Source organism: Bacillus sp. MHSD_36 (genome assembly GCF_030757775.1).
In the GTDB taxonomy this organism is placed as follows: domain Bacteria; phylum Bacillota; class Bacilli; order Bacillales; family Bacillaceae_G; genus Bacillus_A.
The window spans coordinates 589,507-605,022 of the sequence record NZ_JAVBIS010000003.1 but is presented as its reverse complement, the minus strand read 5'-3'; the positions used below and the strand labels follow the sequence as shown (position 1 = coordinate 605,022).

The following is a 15,516-nucleotide window of genomic DNA, read 5'->3' as shown; positions in this document are numbered from 1 at the left end:
TTATAGAAATTTTCTATATTTTCTTTTATACTAAGGCAGAGATGAAGGAAAGGATGACAACTATGAAGAAAAAAACAAAAGGGATCGTTGCACTCTCAATCACATTATCTATGTTTTTAACAGCATGTGGTCAAAAACAAGAGGCAACAACTACTGGAGAAAAGAAAAAAGAATCTTCAAAACAAGTATTAAACATTGTAGAAGCTGGGGAAATTTCTACACTTGATTCATCTATCGCAACCGATGGGTTTTCTTACGCTGCTTTAAACAACGTAATGGAAGGATTATATATGCCTGGGCCTGACAATAAACCTGTTCCTGCAGCAGCTGAATCATACAAACTGAGCGAAGACGGAAAAACATATACATTTACATTACACGATTCAAAATGGTCAAATGGCGATCCAGTAACTGCTCATGATTTTGAATATGCATGGAAACGTGCCGTAAATCCAGAAACTGCTTCTGAATACGCACATATTATGTTCGATATTAAAAACGCAGAAAAAATAAATAAAAAAGAATTGCCAATTGACTCATTTGGTGTAAAAGCAATTGACGATAAAACACTTGAAGTACAGTTAGAACACCCTGTTCCATACTTTTTAGGTTTAATGGGATTTGCAACATTTTATCCTCAAAACAAAAAGGTTGTAGAAGCACAAGGGAAAAATTACGGACTTGAAGCTGCAAATGTAGTGTATAACGGACCTTTCCAATTAAGTGAATGGAAACATGATACAAGTTATAAAATGACAAAAAACCCGAACTACTGGGATAATAAAAATGTGAAATTAAATGAAATTAATGTAAATATCGTAAAAGATACTTCAACAGCTGTTAATTTATTTGAAAGCAAACAAGTAGACCGAATTACGATTAATTCAGAGTTTGTTGATAAATATCAAAAAGATCCGAGCTTAAAGAAGATGGAACGTCCTTCTGTGACGTTTTTCCGATTTAGTCAAAAGAACCCTTTGTTAGTAAACAAAAATGCTCGTAAAGCTATTTCGCTTGCTTTTGATAAACAAGGAATCGCAACAACGATTTTAAACAATGGTTCTATACCTGCGAATGCATTCGTTCCAAAAGGATTCGTAAAAGGACCTGATAATAAAGATTTTCGCAGTACAAGTCATGTAAAAGTAGAAACAAATGTGAAAGAAGCTAAAACACTATGGGAAACTGCGAAAAAAGAAACAAATTTACAAAACGCTTCTCTTTCAATCATAACAACTGATGAATCTAACGATAAAAAAATTAGTGAGTTTTTAAAAGGTGAACTAGAGAAAAACTTACCTGGATTAAAAATCACATTACAACCTCTTCCAGTAAAAGCATTTTTAGATCGTGAAGGAAATGGCGATTTTGAAATCTCACTTTCTACTTGGGGACCAGATTATCCTGATCCTACAACATTTTTAAATATGTTTGTCACTGACGGACCGTTTAATAAAATGAGTTATTCAAACAAACAATACGACGAATTAATTGAAAAAACGAGCTCTACTTTAGTAACTGACTTACCAGCACGTTGGAAAGCGTTCCAAGATGCTGAAAAAATCTTACTTGAAGATGATGCAGCTATCGCTCCAATCTTCCAATCCGGGCTTGTATATTTAGAACGTCCAACAATAAAAGGTGTTGTTGTTCGTCCATTTGCAGGAATTTATTCTTATAAGTGGGCCTCTATTACAGAATAAGAAAAAGGCGATCCTAAAACATATTAGGATCGCCTTTTTTATTAAATCGCAAAATGCTTATACTTTTCGTAATCGCTCGTCTTACATTCTACTTCTAGTTTCGTACCTTCGTTTTCATAACTCGTAGATAAAACGTGCGCATGATTATTGAAATAAGAAACTACCTGTCCTTGATCATATGGAATTAACATTTCACACTTCGTATACTCTTTATAAATGTGTGAACGAATCATTTCGACAAGTTCTTCTATCCCAACATGTTTCTTCGCTGATAAATAAACGCGGTCTTCTTGTACTTTCGGAATTTCAACATCTACCATATCTGATTTGTTATAAGCATAAATGGTTGGAATATTTTCTACTCCAATTTTCTTTAATGTTTCATTTGTAATATCAATTAACTGTTCGTAATTTGGATTTGCGTAATCTACAACGTGAATAAGTAGGTCTGCTTCCGCTACTTCTTCTAACGTTGAACGGAACGCTTTCACAAGGTGATGCGGTAATTTGCTTACAAATCCAACTGTATCTGTTAATAAGAATGATTTGTTGTCTGGCAAATCAATATTTCGCACAGATGTTTCTAACGTCGCGAATAACATATCTTTTTCAAATACTTGTTTTTCTTCTGTACCATTATAAATTTCAAGCATCGCATTCATCGTCGTTGATTTTCCTGCGTTCGTATAACCTACTAATGCTACAACAGGAATTTCATTTTTCTTACGTTGTTTTCGCTGCGTTTGACGCTGCGCAACAAGAGCTTCTAAATCTTTATTTAAAACTGAAATTTGTTCTTCAATTTTACGACGATCCAACTCTAATTTCTTCTCACCGACACCTTTATTTTTCGTACCAACACCGCCGCTCTGTCTTCCTAACGATTCACGAAGTCCAATTAAACGAGGCATCATATACTGAAGGTGGGCCACTTCTACTTGCAACTGCGCTTCTTTCGTTTTCGCACGTTGCGCAAAAATGTCTAAAATTAATATGGTACGGTCAATTACTTTACAATCTAAATCTGCTTCTAAATTTCGAATTTGAGAAGGCGATAATTCGTCATTAAAGATTACCATATTCGCACCTACTTCATTTACATAGGCTGCTACTTCTTCAATCTTTCCTTTTCCAATATAATGTGACGGATTTACTCGTTGTAAATTTTGCGTCACTTGCCCAATTACCTCTACATCACAAGCTTCTGCAAGATTCGTTAGCTCTTCCATCGAATATGCAAAATCATCTTCATTGCCTAAATTTACTCCAACTAAAACTGCTCTTTGTAATAATTCTTCCATATATTTATTCCTCCATTTCGATTACGTAAAATAAAAAACACAGGTCGCTGCCTGTGTTTTCGTAAACGGATAAGGGTTCACCAAAGAAATAGAAGAAAGCTATGCTTTCATCCTATCTCATAGTCAAAAAGTCCCCAAATCATATACGTATCCACAATAAGTGTTCACCTATACGATCCCATTCTATTTATAAAGGCAAAACAAAAAGAGGGCGTATTCGTCCCTCCCTCTTTTTCACATATAAGCTTAATAAAGGGTTCCTTTAAAATAGGCAGACCAATCCCGTTCACCCTGTACACAGACAGAGCCTTTGAGCGCTATTCAATTATTGGCACAAAGTATTGAGACGTAATCTGATTAAGATCAAAGGAAGCCCCTCCGTTCATTTTAAGTTACATAAAGTGTAGCATAAGTAATTCGCTTTCACAAGGTTAAACCACCTATAGAAACTGAAAGAAAATCTTTATATTTTTACTTTAATCGTCATTTTTTGCGTGTTCTTTTCACAACAAAAACAATGATTAATAATAGACCAATGGAAATGATAGCAACTTGCCACCTACTGAAACCGCTCACCATCTCCCCTTTTAAATCCACTTCCTTCGTTGGAACAGACTCTTTTGCAACTTGACTTAAAACCACTTTGTCCGCCCCTGCCTCATCTAATCTCTTCGTTCCACTACAACTATTTGTGTGTAATTGTTTTTCAGATCCTCTTTGAGAAGAATATACTAAGTACTCTCCTCCTTCCACAAAGTGAAACACACAATCACCACCATTTGTATATACGATAATTTGCGAAGAATTTGTCCCTTTCCAAATTTTCTTCACTTCAAATAATACTTCAATTCCAACCCCTTCTTTCCTTCCAACCTCAATTACTTTTCCCTCAAACACTACATCGTTTTTTTGAAAGGCATCTTCTGCTGATACGTTAATACAATCACAAGCATAAGATTTCTCTGAAAAAATAATAAGAATAAAGCTACAAATAATGACAACAGGCAACATGCGTAAAATTGTTTTCAAGGAGCTCAACTCACTTCATTATCAATTTTAGAAACTTCTCGTATACTATTTTTACACCACTCACCAAATTCCTTCATAGTAAGTTAAGTATTCTAGTTTCAATACAATAAAAGTCTTTATTGACATTATTATAACCTGATATTAGTATCAGGTTATAAAATATAAGTTAGGAGATGTTCCTATGCATTCTAAATCTCGTATTACTGCAATTGGTACTCATGTTCCAAATCAAATACTCTCTAATCATGATTTAGAAAAAATGATCGATACGAATGATGAATGGATTGTACAAAGAACAGGAATGAAGGAAAGACGGATTGCTAACGAAGACGAATACTCCTCACACTTAGCCATTAACGCGATTGAAAATTTATGTACAACATATAAGAAAAACTTAGAAGATGTCGATTGTATCATTGTCGCTACTACTACTGCTGATTACGTTTTCCCTAGTGTTGCTTGTCAAATACAACAATACTTCAACATACCTCATACAATGGCATTTGATTTAAATGCCACTTGCGCTGGTTTCACATATGGCTTGCACATCGGTAATAACTTAATCACTTCTGGATCACATAAAAAAGTACTTGTCGTAGCGACAGAGACATTATCAAAAGTTACTGATTACACCGATAGAACAACATGTATTTTATTCGGTGATGGTGCTGGAGCCATTTTATTAGAAAAAGATGAAAACAAACCAAGCTTTATCGCATATCACATGGGCACAAACGGTGACGGCGGAATTCATCTATACAGAACAAACCTATCTACTACTATGAATGACACTCCACTACAAACAAATGAAAAAATCGTGCAAAATGGAAGAGAAGTATATAAATGGGCAACACGCACAGTGCCAGTAGGTATAAAAGAACTGTTACATACTGCAAATATGAAAATGGATGATATAGACTGGTTCATTCCTCATAGCGCTAACTTACGAATGATTGAATCTATTTGTGAAAAATCTCAAATTCCAATACAAAAAACATTAACGAGCGTGGAATATATGGGGAATACATCTTCTGTCTCTATTCCACTCGCTCTAAATTCAGCTAGAAAAGAAAGTAAATTAAATAATGGAGACAAACTTTTACTGTACGGATTTGGGGGCGGTCTTACGCATTTAGGACTTATTGTGGAGTGGGATTTGAGTTAAAAACGGATGAACAAGAGGTTCTAGTCAATAACTAGAACCTCCCTTTAACTTCTTTCTCCTTTTCGATTCCATATCACAATAGGAATAAGCATGAAAGCTATAACTCCTCCAGCTAATGACAATGCCGCATAACTTGAATTCGCTACTACCATACCTGACATCGCTCCGCCTGAAGCTCCAGCTAACGCAATGAACACATCTATTTTCCCTTGTGTTTTTGCACGTGTGGAAGGGATAGTTGCATCAACAATTTGAGCCGTACCACTTATTAAACCAAGGTTCCATCCTAATCCAAGTAAAGACAAAGCAACGATTAATAGTATTAAAGAATCACTCGGCGCTAGCGCCGCTATGACACCTGCTGCTAGTAAAATTACTCCGCCAGCTATACTCATCGTAGTTCTTCCAATTTTGTCAATTAGCATTCCCGTAACGAGAGATGGAAGGTACATTGCACCGACATGAAAACCGATTACAAGACCTACTGTACTTAAAGCGTGACCGTGGTGTCCCATGTGAACTGGAGTCATCGTCATAATTGCAACCATCACGATTTGAGTAAGTATCATTACGATAGCTCCAACAGTAATACCTCGCTTGTTTTCTATTGCCTCTTCTGTTATTGGTTGCCCTTTATATGTATGCTCTTGTTTATATGTTTCTATCATATTAGCAATAAGTAACGGATCTGGACGAAGCATAACAAATAAAACAAGACCCGCCAGTATAAATGCCGCCGCAGATAAGATGAACGGGCCAGCAAGTTCAGGAATTCCAATTGAATGAGCAAACCTTCCCATCACGCCTACTAAATTGGGACCTGCGACTGCACCAAAAGTCGTCATTACCATCGTAATACTAATAGCAGTTGCTCTTTGCTTCTTATTCGCTAAATCTGTACCTGCGTAACGAGCTTGTAGATTTGTAGCTGTACCGGCACCGTATATGAGTAAAGAAATAAGTAAAAGAATAATGCTATTTGTTAAAGCTGCCAATATAACACCAATTGCTCCAAACCCACCTACCATGAATCCTGTTGCAAGCCCTACGCGGCGACCATACTTTTGCGATAACTTCCCAACAAAGAAAGCTGCTACCGCAGATCCCATCGTAAACATAGCTGCCGGTAATCCTGCATATGCATCTGTCCCAAGCATTTGCTGCGCAAGAAGTGCACCTACTGTAATCCCAGCAGCCAACCCTGCTCCGCCGAACATTTGTGAAATACTTACGATTAGTAATGTTCGTTTGTATAATTTTTGTTGTTCTTCTTCTGTATACATACGATTACTTATTGAAACATCGGCTGTATCAATCATTTCCTCACCCTCTCTATAAAGTGAAACTTTAATCAGCCCTCACCAATCGGACTTTTATGGGCAGTTGATCCCCCACCTAACTTCTTTGCTTTCGCTGCATTTTGAGGTGGGGGTCTTACTGCCCATTAAAGCGGGATAAAACTAATCCCTCCTGTTAATGTACTATAGAACAACAAAATCCCCAAATTTAAAATGCTGAAATGTATTTATACATGTAAAGAACCCCACGGTTTACGTTTCACTCATTACCGAGGGGTTCCCATAATAATTATACTAATTTTTTCACAGCTAGCATTCCATCCTTTGAGTATAACTCACCTTTAGATTATTTCCCTTACACTCCTCCTACAACTCTTTCCCCTCTCTTTTTACTCAAAGCCTTTCCTTCCCAAAATAACAAACTCACTAAAGCAAAGACTAAAATAATTGGCACACTCGCTTTATATAAATCTGTAAAACTCATAGCCATCTGATTCTTAGCATAATGATTCACATCATTCGAAAATGCACGTACTTCTTTCTTTATACTTTCCTCTTGTTTTTCAACTTCATTTGTCACTTGACTCATTACTTCTTCTCTTTTTACATCTCTATGTTCTACTGGAACTTCTCTTAATACCTCAGCCACTTTTTGGTGAATTAGTTCATCCTTTTTCTCTTTATTTAACCCTACAAATGTTTCATTTTGATGCTTTTCGACATTTGTTTCTATACTTTGATTCTCTATTTTTTCTTTTGTTACTTGTAATATCTCAGCTTGCTCGGCACTACTCACATGAATATTACGAACTTTTTCTTCTGCATAACGATATACATTTTCTTTATTTATAGTTAAATTATGAGTTAAGTTAGATACAAATATTGCGACCGCTAAAACAATACCTACTTGCCGCAACATTGATACAACACTTTGAGAAGCAGTTAATAATTCCCCTTCAAACGAAGAAGCACTTAAAACTGTAATTGGACCTACTACTAAACCATACCCAACACCCAATATCATACATGGAATAATAATTTCTATATTTGTTGAATTAACATCAATCATTTGCAACCAATAATAAGATAAGCCCATAACAAGAAATCCTGACAAAATAATAGTTACTTTTCCGAGTTTTTTAATTAAAGTTGCTGCAGCTGGTGAGACAAAAAATATCATTGCTGAAATAGGTGTCACTAAAAAAGCTGCTTCAATTTCCGTTCGGCCTTGTATTTTTGTCAAGAACGTCGGAAGCAATACAGTAACTCCAATTAAAAATAAATTACTTAATATGACAACGATAGATGCTCCGACAAACATTCGATCTTTAAATAAATTTAAATTCACCATCGGATTATGAATCTTTCGTTCTACTAAAACAAATAGAATAAGAGAAATAGCGCTAATTGCATAACAAAACAAAGCTATATTACTTTGCCATCCCCATGTATTTCCTTTTACTAATATGAGAGTAAAAGAAAAAATTGCTGTGCTACTTAATAGTAGTCCTACCCAATCTATTTTTGAGATAATACGTTCTTCATTTTTTATTTGTAACATAATACAGCATAAAATGATTCCAAGAATACAAATTGGAACATTTACGAAGAACACCCATCTCCAACCGAAATTTTGTGTAATAATTCCACCTATTACTGGACCCATCGCCGCTGATAATCCTTGTGTTACGCCTAAAATTGCAAGTGCAACATGCCTCTTAGCTAATGGCATTGCAGATACACCAATTACCATACTAGTTGGAAATAAAATCGCTGCACCTACACTTTGTATAAAGCGAGAAAAGATAAGAAAATCTCCCGTATTAGCAAAAGCACAAAGTACTGACCCGCCGCCAAAAATAATCAAACCAACAATATACATCTTTGCTTTCCCAAAAATATCAGCAATCCGCCCTAGCGGGATAGCAAGTACTGCTATTGTCATTGTATACACATTTAATACCCAAGACATCTTTTCTAGTGAAGTATTTACACTCGTTTGTATCGATGGTAAAGCTATATTCATAATTGTCGTATCAATCATACAAAGAAAAATACCTAAGCACATTAAAAAGACAATCTTAATACCCTTTGATTGCTCCATGTTCATCTACCCCTTTATTTATAATGAACGTGTTTTTTCATTCTTCCATTTTATCGTGTTCTTTTGCTTCTAGTTGTTCTAGTTTTCTTTTCAATGTCTCTACTTGAGCACTATAAGATGCAATACCTACATCGAGTGAAATTTCCTCAACAAAAGTAATACCTTCTCTCCACTTTTCATATTTCAGGCGTAGATCCGCAATGTATGCCTCTTTCCTTTCAATTTCGTTCTTAATCCATTTTTTTATCGCCTGATCATCGCTATAATTACCGAAATACATCCTCATTAAAAAATCTGAACGTAAAACATCTTTCTCTACATCCGTTTGCATATATTGATAAAACTCTTCACGCCCTTCATCTGTAATAAAGTACATTTTCTTATTTGGTTTCCCTTCTTGCATAACAACTTCTTTTTTTATTTTCCCCTCTTTTTCCAACTGACGTAACGTTGGATAGATCATTCCAAAACTTCCATCAAAGAAATGAGTAAATACTTCTTCAAACACAATTTTAATATCATAACCAGATAATTCTTTTTCCATTAGTAAACCTAAAACAACATCTCTTCCCTTCAAAATAAGACCCCCACACACTATATAATCAATAATCATATTAACAATGTTAATATGATTATTGATTATATACCTTATTCTGTTATTTGTAAAATGTTTCTAAATAAAAAATACCCTGTAATTTTGTTGTTCAAAATTACAAGGTATCTCTATTTTATATTTCCTATACAAACTTTGTACTATTTTACAACTACATCTTGATTCGCTTCAAATCCTTCTGTCTTACCCTCTTTTATTTCATAATAATACGAAGGTAATTCTATATTATGTTCTACAAGGTAATCCTCAATTAATGAAATAATCACTTTCAACGTTTTCAAACGAGCGTATAATTTATCGTTACTCGCGATAATTTGCCATTTCGCATTCGGCTTATTTGTTCTTTCAAACATGTCTTCCATTGCTTCAACATACTCGTCCCATTTTTCACGGTTACGCCAATCTTCATCTGTAATTTTCCATCTTTTCAAAGGATTGTTCTCTCTATCTTTAAACCTCTTTAATTGTTCATCTTTACTAATATGATAGAAGAACTTTCCAATTATATAATGATCATCTGTTAATAGTTTTTCAAAATCATTAATCTCGTCATACGCTCTCGTCCACTCTTCCTTTGTAGCAAAACCTTCAACACGCTCAACTAACACGCGGCCGTACCACGAGCGATCAAAAATAGTAATTTGCCCGTACTGAGGAAGTTTCCGCCAGAACCGTTGCAAGTAATGGTACCGTTTCTCATGAGGTGCTGGTGCTCCAATTGGATTTACTTGAAACCCACGCGGATCAAGGTGTTCCGTCACTCGTTTAATCGCACCGCCTTTTCCAGCCGCATCCCAGCCTTCCATAACGAGCATAACTGCAATTTTTTCTTCTTTTACAATTTGCTGCAATGCTAATAAGCGCCTTTGATATTTTTCTAATTTCTTATTGTACTTAGATTTCGATTCAATTCTTTTCGTTACATCTACTTTAGCAAGAACTCCATTTTCCATAAAACAAATCCCCCTTGTTGTATGACAATGTTATTTTAACATATTATTGGAAAAATTTTCACATTAGAAAAAGCTGTGTAGAAAAATCTCTACACAGCTTCCTTCTCTAATTGCACATCTACTTCAATATTCTCATTTTTATTTTCACAGCTTTTATAAAGAATACAGCAGTTAATATAACGGTAATAACCGCACCTACCATATAAAATGTGTTTAACGGAATATTAAAACCAATTTTTGCATTTAAAATATAAATGACAGTCATAAGCGTGATAAATATCGCTGGAATTAAGGAAACAACATACAGTTTTCCTTTTATAAATAAATACATCGTTCCAATCCATAACGCAATTGCTGCAGTCGATTGGTTAGCCCAAGAGAAATATCTCCATAACAGCGTGAAATCACTTTTCGTCAAACCGTATGCAATAATTAAGCGGTTTTTCAATTTCGTTTGATTAAAATTGAAATAGTCCGCAATGATAGAACGTGCCGCACAGAATGCGGTATTACCAGATGTAATTGGTAATACCGCATTCTAAAGATTCAACTCCAATAAAATTCCCAAAATAAATATATACAAAAATAATAGTTGCAGAAAAACACTGTCCCTGTGTTTTGGTTGAATTTGATATATATTAACATACGAATCAACACTAAAATCGATACAGCAATGTGACATTCCATTAAGAAAACTGCAGCCTGAAAAAACAAACTTATTTTCATAAATTATAATAAATTTGAGCTTAACAAATAACTTCTTACATTATATGGTATATCCTTTTACAAAGAGAAGATAATAATAAATAAATCCGTTACAGAATGGGAGCTCTCTAAAAATGAAACGAAAAATATTTTCTCTCTTTGCACTAATCTGTTTAGCACTACCAATACAAGCTAGTGCATACACATTTCAATCACTACCAATTGCATCAAAGTCTAAACAATGGTATATCGAAATTGATAAATCTCATAACGTAAACAAGCAAGCCATCCAGCCAAAACAAGGTGTATTTGATACATATAGTTTACTCGTAAAAAACATCGGTCATGATGTATCAAACGTATCCGTGGAAATACTTGATAACAATCCTACCTCTAAAGCTACCTTTAAACCTACTACACCTAATGAAAATATTTCTAAAAGTCATACAAGCTTTGACTACATGGTATTCCCATTAGACTTTAATAGCCATAATTTTAAAGTTGTGATTACTTGGGAAGAAAAGAACTTCTCTTACAACGGCCATCCAGTAAATGAAAGTAAAAAAATGAAACAAACATTTGTATTTAATGAAGAGTAAGCCCTAATCAAATTAGGGCTTACTCTTCATTTACAAAACCAGATTGAATTGCTTCTGTCACTTCTTTTGTGATGTCCAGTTTTGTTGCATCGGTGCTAATTTTCTTATGCCAAATATGCACGGAAGGCTTTTCGTTACAAAAATGTTTTATTAATACTAGTTGGTTATATGCTAGCTTATTTTCCCTATGGGTAGCAATATAGACTGTGAAATTTTTTACTTCAAAGATCTTTTCCTGCAAAGTATATTGGCTGTCCAATTCCTTTGCGACTATGTCTTTCAAATTTTCTATAAGCATATAAGTCGTTTCCCCCTCCCTTATATCATCAATCAAATCTTCGAATACTCGGTACACATAATGCTACTCCAATTGTTACAAGTACTAAAATAGCTAATGTTATAATCGTTATCTCGCCACCTATGACAGTAGCTAACCATCCTACAACTACATAACCTAGTGGCAGTAAAGCAAATGAACCTAACATATCAAGGCTTGCCACTCTTCCAAATGCTTCTTCTGGCACAAGCTCTTGTAAACTTGTTTCCCAAATGAGTCCAAATATCATCATACCGAAACCTTCAATTGCCATTAATCCAATTAAAGCAGGTGCCCAAGCAACAAACGGCATTATTAAAAGTGCACAACCACTTATTAAAACACCACCATAGGCAAGTAATCCCCGCTTATGCCAACGCTCTTTCCCGCCAAATATTAGCGCGGCAATGACAGCTCCAACGCCAGAAGATGCCATTCCTAATCCATACACATATGCTTCAAAATGATGATGAACATTAAATAACCATGGAATTAATACGACGATAATTCCTGCATAACAAATATTGATGAAAGAAAAGACTAAAATTGTAATCCATAGCCACGAATGACTTTTTAAAACAAAAACACCTTCCATAAACTCTTGTTTGTAATCGATTTTTCTCTTTTCAATATGGTTTACTTTTTTAAACTTTATTTCTCTTAAAAATAATAAACATAAAAATGATAACAAATACGTTACTGCATCTAGTCCAAACCCTATTCCGGCAGATGCAACTGAAACGATTAATCCTCCAAGAGCGGGTCCAATTAGTCGTATACCTTGATTACTCATTTGGGTTAATGCATTAGCTGCATTGCGAATTTCCGGTACAAATACTTTTGCTCTTACCGCCGCATACGCTGGCTGAAATATCCCTTCCATAAGTCCATATAATGCTACGAGTACATATAGAAGCGGAATTGTTAATACATCCATAAATATAAGTGTTGCAAGTACTAGCATTAATACGCAGCGAATTATATCTGTAAATAACATTAATTTCACCCGATCAATTCGATCTACGACTAATCCAGCAAACGGTAACGCAAGAATATTAGGAAGCATGTACATTGCCATCGTCATTCCCATTACAACTGTTGAACCAGTCAATGAATATACAACGACTGGCAAAATAACCATTGTTATCGAACTACCTAAAGTCGAAAGCAATTGTCCAATCCATAAAAACTTAAAATGTGGTGACGCTTTAACTGGCAATAACAATTTACCGACATATCCCAAATCTTTTTCTCTCTGCATTTCCCCTTGCATTTCCCTCTCCTCTTTTCAAATGATTATAGATTTTATCAGATACCGAAAAAAAAAAAAAAAAAAAAAAAAAAAAAAAACAGAATATTATATCTTTAATTATATAAGAAACTATTATGTTATGGTAAAATTATCAAGAAAAATAAAGTGAAACTTTAATCAGTGGGGGTTTTCTTCATCCCCCACTGATTATTAGCCCTCACCAATCGGACTTTTATGGGCAGCCCGCCCCCCACCTAACTTCTTTGCTTTCGCTGCATTTTGAGGTGGGGGTCTTACTGCCCATTAAAGCCGGATAAAGGAGAATACATGATTATGCCTCAAAATCCTCATAACATCGAGCACCGCATCTATACAATGTGTATGATCCAGCGAAATCATGACGTTTTACTTATAAAACGTCCCAAACATCGAGGTTTTCCTGGCTACATCGCTCCTGGCGGAAAAGTAGATTTCCCAGAAAGTATCGTTCACGCTGCTAAACGAGAAGTAAAAGAAGAAACTGGATTACTTGTTTCAAATTTAACTTTTAAGGGATTAGATGAATACGTAAATCCGAAAGAAAACGTTCGATATATGGTATTTAATTATTGGACAGACTCATTTGATGGTGAACTTCTTATGAATCCTCCTGAGGGCGAATTATTATGGGTACCAATCGATACAGCATTAAATCTTCCTATGCAAGATTGGTTTAAAGAAAGATTTCCATTATTTTTTGAAAAAGGTACGTTTGAAATTCAACGTGTTTGGGACCAAGACTTAGATAAACAAGTTGCTATGACAATTACGCATACGTAAAAAAAGCTTGGAATCTCTCCAAGCTTTTCTTACTTCTCCTCTATTTTCTTAATCTCATAATCAATTTCTAAAAACTTAACTCCAAATATCCACATTTTATGGTTAGCTTCTAACATTTGATTGGTGCTCTCTTTAATAATAAAAGTTTCTGCTAACGGTAAACGTATTGTAAAGAAACGAGTATGTAAATAAATGCCCTCATCTCCCTGACCATTTTCTCTTAGCTTACTAGTAATCATTAATTCCTTACTCTTATTACATAATTTCAAAACTCCCGTCATATTCGAATATGGCAAAGGTAATGCAATATTCATGTATGTCTCGTTCTTATATGTATATTTTGAGTAAAGAGCTACAAAAATAGATTCTTCTGCTTCATTTTTTCTTAACCACGCCCTTACATTCTCTCTTCCATCCTTCTCATCTATTACCCCAATAATAGAGCCATGCATCGTTTCCCACTTGCCGCCCATTCCTAAATGTATTTGTCCTACACGTTTACTCATTTTCTCATAGCAAAATGCAAACGGGCGGAACCAGCGAGTCCATTTAATATGCGATTGTAACTCATACTCTTTTGTATTTTCATAAAAACGAATAATGCTTAAAGGAAGCTTCGTCACGTCAAATGCCTCACTATGAAAATCATTCATTTTATCAACTAAACCGTTGTATGCCTTACTATCTATTACATTTTTGTTATGTAAAAATGCTTCACCAACTGCCGCCTTTCCTCTTAATCTGCTCATTGGTTTCCCGTAATATTTATAATTTGGAGCACTCTTTTCAATCAACCAGCCGACAAATGCTGGTAACGCTACTCCAATTCCATTGACAACACCGTGAATCCAAACCATTTGAGCAATTGTAATCGTCATTACATGTTTCAAATTCCCATACGAATATATAAGTGAAAACATGATTGTTACCATGAGTGTGCTAGACGATATGATTAGGAGAATCTTTGCACTGATAGCATTAAATTTCGTGCGCCAAACATAAATCCCATAACTATAAATCGCACATAAATATAGGAATACGGCAAAAAATTCAAATCCCCTTGAGTATGTAATCCCTATCGCAACTGTCATAGGTGAAATGACGATGACAAACATCATCGCATCATATACTTTACTTCTCTTTTCTCTTTTTCTCCCAATTAAACCTGCTGATAACGGCAATAGAAATGCCGAATAATGAAAGTGTGCAGCTGTAAGTAAAATAATGTCAGAACTAAAGTGCATAATGGAAAGCTTTGCTACAGAAGCAAAAAACCAGAAACCACCTAAAAACAAATACATAAACGCACTATCGATAGCTGTCTCTTCTAACGGTCTCCATCCTCTTTCTAGCACTCTACTTACACCGAATAACGCAACAATTCCTGTATATGCAAACCAAAGTAATGCAAAGAAATAGTAATTTGTGACGAGAGCTAACATTGCACTAATTGCTGCGATTGGATATAAAAGCGATACTAGTTTATAAAAAGATACATATGATCCATTTCTTGTCTTCTTATCAAGAATACAAAATGACATCGGTATAAATAACAAAATAGATAATAAAATAATTGCTTCAACGGGGTTTACATTTGTCCACTCACATATTAGAAAAACAATATAACAAGCAAGCCCAACTATTATATTTTTCATATCA

General features: G+C 34.9%; 13 protein-coding genes and 1 pseudogene. 4 read left to right on the top strand and 10 right to left on the bottom strand.

All coding sequences use genetic code 11. The features are described 5' to 3' along the window. Nucleotides 1-62: 62 nt before the first annotated feature. Nucleotides 63-1,703, top strand: a complete 1,641-nt coding sequence (locus tag Q9B79_RS16335; protein WP_306185867.1) for a peptide ABC transporter substrate-binding protein — start codon at nucleotides 63-65, stop codon at nucleotides 1,701-1,703. A 41-nt stretch (nucleotides 1,704-1,744) separates the two neighbouring features. Here Q9B79_RS16335 and hflX read toward each other — a convergent pair whose 3' ends face one another. Beyond that, nucleotides 1,745-3,004: a GTPase HflX gene (gene hflX, locus Q9B79_RS16330; RefSeq protein WP_306185865.1), complete on the bottom strand. Its 1,260-nt coding sequence runs from the start codon at nucleotides 3,002-3,004 to the stop codon at nucleotides 1,745-1,747. Nucleotides 3,005-3,487: 483 nt separating this feature from the next. Further along, on the bottom strand, nucleotides 3,488-4,033 hold the full coding sequence (locus tag Q9B79_RS16325) for a cobalamin biosynthesis protein CbiN (RefSeq protein WP_306185863.1): 546 nt from the start codon (nucleotides 4,031-4,033) through the stop codon (nucleotides 3,488-3,490). A gap of 181 nt (nucleotides 4,034-4,214) precedes the next feature. On the opposite strand from Q9B79_RS16325, the gene Q9B79_RS16320 reads away from it, so the two are divergent. Continuing rightward, nucleotides 4,215-5,198, top strand: coding sequence for a ketoacyl-ACP synthase III (locus Q9B79_RS16320; protein ID WP_306185861.1), 984 nt, complete (start codon nucleotides 4,215-4,217; stop codon nucleotides 5,196-5,198). 44 nt (nucleotides 5,199-5,242) lie between these two features. Here the strand turns inward: Q9B79_RS16320 and Q9B79_RS16315 are convergent, their stop codons facing one another. The 5 genes and pseudogenes from Q9B79_RS16315 to Q9B79_RS16295 all read right to left on the bottom strand — a co-directional run. Beyond that, the gene (locus Q9B79_RS16315) at nucleotides 5,243-6,517 is read right to left on the bottom strand and encodes an MFS transporter (RefSeq protein ID WP_306185859.1); all 1,275 of its coding nucleotides are present in this window, start codon (nucleotides 6,515-6,517) and stop codon (nucleotides 5,243-5,245) included. 334 nt (nucleotides 6,518-6,851) lie between these two features. After that, complete coding sequence (locus Q9B79_RS16310) at nucleotides 6,852-8,600, bottom strand: MFS transporter (protein ID WP_306185857.1); 1,749 nt, start codon at nucleotides 8,598-8,600, stop codon at nucleotides 6,852-6,854. A 37-nt stretch (nucleotides 8,601-8,637) separates the two neighbouring features. After that, nucleotides 8,638-9,177 (bottom strand): PadR family transcriptional regulator, encoded by a 540-nt coding sequence (locus Q9B79_RS16305; RefSeq protein ID WP_263701828.1) that lies wholly within the window; start codon nucleotides 9,175-9,177, stop codon nucleotides 8,638-8,640. A 176-nt stretch (nucleotides 9,178-9,353) separates the two neighbouring features. Next, nucleotides 9,354-10,166, bottom strand: coding sequence for a polyphosphate kinase 2 family protein (locus Q9B79_RS16300; RefSeq protein WP_306185853.1), 813 nt, complete (start codon nucleotides 10,164-10,166; stop codon nucleotides 9,354-9,356). A gap of 89 nt (nucleotides 10,167-10,255) precedes the next feature. Beyond that, a pseudogene (locus Q9B79_RS16295) lies at nucleotides 10,256-10,698 on the bottom strand (carbon starvation CstA family protein); the annotation flags it as partial. A gap of 307 nt (nucleotides 10,699-11,005) precedes the next feature. On the opposite strand from Q9B79_RS16295, the gene Q9B79_RS16290 reads away from it, so the two are divergent. Next, nucleotides 11,006-11,470 (top strand): hypothetical protein, encoded by a 465-nt coding sequence (locus tag Q9B79_RS16290; protein WP_306185851.1) that lies wholly within the window; start codon nucleotides 11,006-11,008, stop codon nucleotides 11,468-11,470. A gap of 19 nt (nucleotides 11,471-11,489) precedes the next feature. Here the strand turns inward: Q9B79_RS16290 and Q9B79_RS16285 are convergent, their stop codons facing one another. Both Q9B79_RS16285 and Q9B79_RS16280 read right to left on the bottom strand, forming a co-directional pair. Beyond that, a complete protein-coding gene (locus Q9B79_RS16285) occupies nucleotides 11,490-11,768 on the bottom strand; it encodes a hypothetical protein (protein ID WP_306185849.1) in 279 nt (92 codons plus the stop codon). Nucleotides 11,769-11,796: 28 nt separating this feature from the next. Next, entirely contained in the window at nucleotides 11,797-13,059 is a 1,263-nt protein-coding gene (locus Q9B79_RS16280; protein WP_306185847.1) for an MFS transporter, read from the bottom strand. A 312-nt stretch (nucleotides 13,060-13,371) separates the two neighbouring features. Here Q9B79_RS16280 and Q9B79_RS16275 point away from each other — a divergent pair, with 312 nt between their 5' ends. Continuing rightward, nucleotides 13,372-13,857 (top strand): 8-oxo-dGTP diphosphatase, encoded by a 486-nt coding sequence (locus tag Q9B79_RS16275; protein WP_306185845.1) that lies wholly within the window; start codon nucleotides 13,372-13,374, stop codon nucleotides 13,855-13,857. 29 nt (nucleotides 13,858-13,886) lie between these two features. On the opposite strand, the gene Q9B79_RS16270 is transcribed toward Q9B79_RS16275, so the two are convergent. Beyond that, nucleotides 13,887-15,512: a YndJ family protein gene (locus tag Q9B79_RS16270; RefSeq protein WP_306185842.1), complete on the bottom strand. Its 1,626-nt coding sequence runs from the start codon at nucleotides 15,510-15,512 to the stop codon at nucleotides 13,887-13,889. Nucleotides 15,513-15,516 lie beyond the last annotated feature (4 nt).